The 5,937-nt window shown below is 43.7% G+C and carries 5 protein-coding genes; 2 read left to right on the top strand and 3 right to left on the bottom strand.

Features of this window, described 5'->3' with window-relative positions; genetic code table 11:
• The first annotated feature begins 149 nt into the window (after positions 1 to 149).
• Positions 150 to 401, top strand: coding sequence for a transposase (locus tag J0895_RS09500; RefSeq protein ID WP_422894320.1), 252 nt, complete (start codon positions 150 to 152; stop codon positions 399 to 401).
• A gap of 889 nt (positions 402 to 1,290) precedes the next feature.
• Entirely contained in the window at positions 1,291 to 1,431 is a 141-nt protein-coding gene (locus tag J0895_RS09505; RefSeq protein ID WP_207087862.1) for a hypothetical protein, read from the top strand.
• Positions 1,432 to 1,500: 69 nt separating this feature from the next.
• On the opposite strand, the gene J0895_RS09510 is transcribed toward J0895_RS09505, so the two are convergent.
• From J0895_RS09510 to J0895_RS09520, 3 genes are all read right to left on the bottom strand, one after another.
• Positions 1,501 to 2,751, bottom strand: a complete 1,251-nt coding sequence (locus J0895_RS09510; RefSeq protein ID WP_207087863.1) for a response regulator — start codon at positions 2,749 to 2,751, stop codon at positions 1,501 to 1,503.
• Between the two features lie 42 nt (positions 2,752 to 2,793).
• Positions 2,794 to 4,980 (bottom strand): CHASE2 domain-containing protein, encoded by a 2,187-nt coding sequence (locus tag J0895_RS09515; protein ID WP_207087864.1) that lies wholly within the window; start codon positions 4,978 to 4,980, stop codon positions 2,794 to 2,796.
• Between the two features lie 78 nt (positions 4,981 to 5,058).
• On the bottom strand, positions 5,059 to 5,937 hold an 879-nt coding region (locus J0895_RS09520; protein WP_207087865.1), incomplete at its 5' end, for a CHAT domain-containing protein.

Raw genomic sequence — 5,937 nt, forward strand, 5'->3', positions numbered from 1 at the left:
GACATGGAACTGTAAGTTTAATAGCCAATTGGGATATTGCTACAGGACAAGTTTGTGAAGACTCAATTGGCCCGAGGCGTACCGAGATGGATTTTGCCACCCATATCGCTCAGACAATTGACACGGATCCAGAAGCTGGGTAGATTTTTATTGTTGACCAACTCAATACCCATAAAAGTGAATCTTTAGTTCGTTTAATAGCCTCTCGTTGTCAGATAGATACCGAGTTAGGTGTTAAAGGGAAAAAAGGAATTTTGGCATCCATGAAAACTCGTAAAACTTTTTTGAGCGACCCAACCCACCGAATTCGTTTTGTTTATTTGCCCAAACACACATCGTGGTTGAACCAGATTGAGTGTTGGTTCAGTATATTGACCCGTCGCCTTTTAAAACGAGGGTAGTTCACTTCCATTGATGACCTATCTGAGCAAATTCTTAAGTTTATTGATTACTTCAACCGCACGAGCGCCAAACCATTCTTATGTAAATTTCAAGGGTTCAAGGAGTCTGAATAGACTGGCTATTTATTTTTGCCTCTCTGCACTAGGTTTAAGCTGCATAAAGATTGTTCTCCATGAATCGATTAATCAAACCATTACCGCCTTGGAGTTGTTTAATCCCTTGTAGTATTGCAATCTACTTCCGCGATCGGCAGTTACGAACTGAAATCTGACAACTGAAGTCCGCATAATGGTTTTGCTCTGTTGAGCCGGACCTTTTCTGGGGTAATGTTAGCTTTGACAATGTTAGAGGTCGGTACTATCTTAAAAACACTGGATTAACCCAATAAGCCTGTTTAATCTTTAAGTTTTAGTAGCTCCAGACTAGCTACGCATCTGTAGGTAAGAACTTGAACACTTGCCTCTAACGTAGTGAATCAACACACCTGAGTCTGGTAAACATTAGGCTTTAAAAGCCCACACTGTACTGTAATCAGTCAGTGTTGGGTAGTTCACCCTCTCTATACAATGGGTTCCAACCCTTGTTTGAAAAAGTTTACTCCCAATCAGGCAACTTTTCTAATCTTATTGTAAGCTGCCCTCCTCACTGATTGCAAGTTAATCCACAGCAGAATTGGATATTATTGCTTAAAAACGTTTTATTTGAGAGATATTTAAATTAACATAATCCAGACCAATGTCTGTGATTTTAATCACAAAAGATGACTTTTTATTCCAGCATTATGTCGATTTATTGTCACTGGCATCAACCCCTGTAAAATTTAGTGAATCGTACCGGACCGATTCTGCTAAAGATAATTCCTGCTATTGATTCACCTAGGGAAAGAAAATGACCGCCTTACGATCGCCCAATAACGGGTATTACCTAATTGAATGGAACTCATGGAATCCCAGCGATCGCCTAGAACGCCTGTATCGGATTCCAGGCAAAGGAAAAGAAACCCGGTTTCTGTCCCAGACTTGCTACTAATTGCTACAGATTTTGTGAAGAAACCGGGTTTCTAAGCAATACTGGGGGGAAGGACCCGGAGGCGATCGCCTATTTCATTGGGAGTTCAATAATAAATTCTGCTCCCTGGACTGGCGCACTTACACAGCGTAATTTTCCCCCATGATTGTCGGCGATAATTTGATGACTAATATATAATCCTAGGCCGGTGCCGGTACCGACGGGTTTGGTAGTATATAAGTATTCAAAGACTCGGGCCATCACTTCCTCACTCATCCCCGGACCGTTATCGGCAATGGAAATCGCCACGCGATCGCCCTCAATCGGGTAAGTGCGAATGGTAATGATATTCGGTTGGTTCTTCATCATTTCTGCCCAATCCCGTCCGACACTGGCCTCATCTAGGGCATCAATGGCATTAGCAATTAAATTCATAAACACCTGATTCAGTTGTCCCGGATAGCAAATCACGGGAGGAAATTCTGCATAGTCTTTTTTAACTTCAATAGCAGGTCTGACTTCACTAGATTTTAATCGATGTTTTAAAATCAACAGTGTGCTATCGATGCCATCATGAATATTAAACGGAATTTTTGTGGTTATATCAGACCGGGAAAAGGTGCGTAATGAATTACTCAAATAACAGATTCGATCGCTGCCTTCTTTCATGGAGGCAATCACTTCGGGAACGTCATTCACAATGTAGTCTAAGTCAATTTCGTGAATTTTTTCAGCAATATCTTCTCCCGGTTCGGGAAACTTCCTCTGATAAGACTGGATCAGTTCGATGAGTCCATTCATATAATCTTCGGCAATTTCAATATTACTGGCAATAAAACCCACCGGATTATTAATTTCATGGGCCACCCCCGCCACTAATTGACCCAAGGCGGTCATCTTTTCATTTTGGATCATTTGGGTTTGAGCATCCAATAGCTTTTTTCGGTCTTCACGGAGTTTTTGGACTTGACTTAAGGCTCTATTTATGGTAGTTTCTAAATCTTCAAAATCGATGGGTTTAGTTAGAAAGTCAAAAGCCCCCCGATTCATGGCGGTTCTAATATTTTTCATATCGCTGTAGGCGGACACGACTACGGTTTCGATGCTGGAATCGAGTTCGCGGATTTTTTCGAGTAAGGTTAGCCCATTCATTTGGGGCATATTAATATCAGTAATTGTCACCTTAATTTCTGTGTCAGACTGTAAGACTTCCAGGGCTTCTACTCCGTTGCCAGCAAATACAAATTCATATTGTTCTGAGCGAATCTGCTTACGAAATTGCCTTCTAATTAATTTTTCAAAGGAAGGTTCATCATCTACAAATAAAATTTTGGGTGGCATAGCTTACTCCGATTAAAGGGATTAGAGGGTGAATTGAAGCGGTTAGTTAGACGGGTTAGTTTGGGGTAAGATGATCATAAATTCGGTATAATCTCCGGGGTGGCTATTGACCTCTAGCTGTCCGCCATGCTGTCCAACGATGGTTTCATAGGTTAGAGATAAACCTAAACCCGTGCCTTCTCCCGTGGGTTTAGTGGTAAAAAAGGGATTAAAGATTTTATCCAGGATATCCTCGGGAATCCCAGGACCATTATCTCGGATCCGGATTTCTACTCCGGGGTCCCTCGCTGGTTCGGTGGGCCGATCGCTGCTTGTACGGGTTTTTACTGTGAGGGTAGGACGATATCCATCGGGATCAGCTTGGTATTTCTCATACAGGGCGTAACAGGCGTTATTGACGAGATTGAGAAAGGCACGGCTCATATCCTGGGGTACAATATAGATCTCACTGATTGCTTCATCATAATCGGTTTCGATCGCAATCGAAAAATTCGGGTCTTTATTCTGGTAACTGTGGTAGGCTAACTCGATGGCCTCACTTAAGAGCGAATGAAGATTGACCCGCGATCGCTGACCTCGTTCGACCTGAGATAGCAGCAGCATTCCCTCAACAATTTTTTCTATTCTTTCTCCATGCTGTTTGATATCCACAACGCTATCTTTTAGATCCGTAAGGGTTTCATTCAGGTATTCTACATCTAAATCTTCTAAATTCTCCCGAGGATTATCCAGTTCTTCTATCAGTTCTTCAGTTAAATCCACGGAAATCGAAGCAAAGTTATTGACGAAATTGAGGGGATTTCTAATTTCATGAGCAATGCCTGCGGCCAAGGACCCCAAAGAAGCCAATTTTTCCTGAGCAATCATTTGTTTTTGAGCCGCTTTTAACTGCTTCAGGGTGAGTTTAAGCTGTTGATTTTTATCTCGTAACTCCACCGTCCGCTGTTCAACTTTCACCTCTAAGGTGCGCGAATACTCTTCAATTTGTTTATAGGACAATTGGAGGTTTTCTAACAGCGTATAACCAATCGTGGCGATCGCTGACCCGATTAACGCTAACAACGGCGGAACCAGGGGAATCCACCAACTGAGCCTAAACGCACTATAAACACTGACAATTAACACCAAGCTGGCGAGGGAAATCATCACCCCAGTCCGGGGAAAAGAGATATAGGGTAACCCTTTAATATCTCGCCACTGACAGGTAAATCCAGCCCCAACGACCCCCCACAGAAAAATCCACAGCCATTCTACCCCCTCGGAAGCTGTGTGAATGGTCGATTCACCGTCTAAGGCTGCTGCAATCAGATGACTGGTAAGATTGGCATGAATTTCTATCCCCGCCATCGCTTCAGGAATGCCCGATAAGGTATTACTATAAGGCGTTAAGGAAAAATCTTTCAGACTAATGGCCGTTGAACCAATTAAAACGATGCGATCGCGCATTAAATCCGGGGGGATTCGATTCTCTAAAACATCCATCAAAGAGATGGTATCAAAACTCCCCTGGGGACCGCGATAATTTAACAAAATTTGATAGCCCTCATCTGAGGCGCGGACGTAACCGCCATCATAAGCGTTAAAGGGGAAAAATACCACTTTTCCTAATTCAATGCGAATCTCGTCTTTCATCTGGGGAGCAATCCCTTCTCCCTCCAAATAAATCATGGCTAACTTAAATGGCAAGCTAAAAACGAGTTTTCCCTCTTCATCGCTCAAATATAAAAACGAACGACGAATTTTATTATCCATATCCCAGGGAAAATCATTCGCGCTCACCTGATCTAGGCTGTCAAGAATGGGGGAAGGTGCAATCTCGGCTTGCTGTTGATTCCCCACCACTTTGCGAATTCCAATCAAATTCGGAGTCGTCTCAAACACCGCTTTTAATTGTTCAGACCCTGGTTCTACGGGCAAATCCCGATAGATGTCTAAGCCGATCGCTTTTGGTTCCTGGGCCTTGATTTTCTCTAGTAATTCCGCCAGGACATTATCCGGGATCGGCCAGGTTCCCAAAGTAGTCAAATCATTTTCATTAATTCCAATAATCAAAATCCGGGGGTCCGGGGGCTGCATAGGCCGAAGTTGAAATAATAAATCCAGGGTTGATAATTCCAGTGCCTGTAATAACCCACTCATTCGCAGCAAAATAGCCAATCCTGCTACCGTCGGTGCCAGGATTGATACTTTGCGCCATTCCCAAATTTTTAGCTTAACCTTGGCCCACATAGAATTAAGAATTAAGAATTAAAAATTAAGAATTAAGACAGCCGAGAAGTTCAATTCTCAATTCCTAATTCTTAATTACTACCAGGGACTGCCAATCATTGTAAAGCCCGCCCAATAATAGGGGTGTCTTAACTCTCGATTCCCGAGGCGTGAAAGCGATGGTGGGAGTTCTACGTTTCCGAACGACCCGACTAAGGCCCCATTTTCCAGATGCACGGTCCCGCCAATCATGGCGATTTGCGCTCTCCTCAATGCCTCTGCCTTAATGGGGGCCGATCGCAAGTTTTGGTAAAACTCGCTCATCAGTCCCAAGGTCCCCGCATCATTGGCGTACCACAGACTCGCTACGGCTGATTTAACCCCAGCTTGCACGGCTAATCCAGCAAAGCCAAATTCAGCCTCTAAATCTCCAATGGCCGTGCGACAGGCCGACAACACTAACAATTCTACTGGCGGATCGTTCCATTTTAACTGCTGCATCCGGTCCAGGTATAATTTTTCCCCCCATAATTGGAGGTAGGAGTTATCTCGCGCTCCCGAGTTAAATTGCCCGTGGGTCGCTAGGTGAATGATCCCGAACGGTTCTTGTTGGCGCAGTTCTTGCAATTTATCCAAAGTGACGGCTTCGTTCAGGTAGGCTTCACCGGGCCATAATTGGTTAACAATGGTGTTAATTTCCACCGGCACTGCGGGTAACGGATATTGATCAGAAAATTCTGACAATCCCATCGCTAACACTTCGCTATTTTTCCAGTTGCTATAACGAGCATCGGTTAAATGCAGGCTGGGAATTAAGGTGAGGCTGTATTTTTCCACTAAAAACTGCTCCCCATCATGTAAGGCGGCAATGGGCAGCATCCGCAATCCCGCATCCATACTAAAAATGATCGTCTCAATTCCTAACTGTTTGAGGTCGGGTTCTAAGGGGGCAATGATCCATTGATAGAGTTGCTGGGC

It is taken from the genome of Phormidium pseudopriestleyi FRX01, assembly GCF_017313335.1.
Classification (GTDB): Bacteria; Cyanobacteriota; Cyanobacteriia; order Cyanobacteriales; family Laspinemataceae; genus Laspinema; species Laspinema pseudopriestleyi.

Coding starts and splice junctions, on each gene's coding strand:
- J0895_RS09505 (WP_207087862.1), top strand. CDS start 1,291: ATGACCGCCTTACGATCGCCCAATAACGGGTATTACCTAATTGAATGG.
- J0895_RS09510 (WP_207087863.1), bottom strand. CDS start 2,751: ATGCCACCCAAAATTTTATTTGTAGATGATGAACCTTCCTTTGAAAAA.
- J0895_RS09515 (WP_207087864.1), bottom strand. CDS start 4,980: ATGTGGGCCAAGGTTAAGCTAAAAATTTGGGAATGGCGCAAAGTATCA.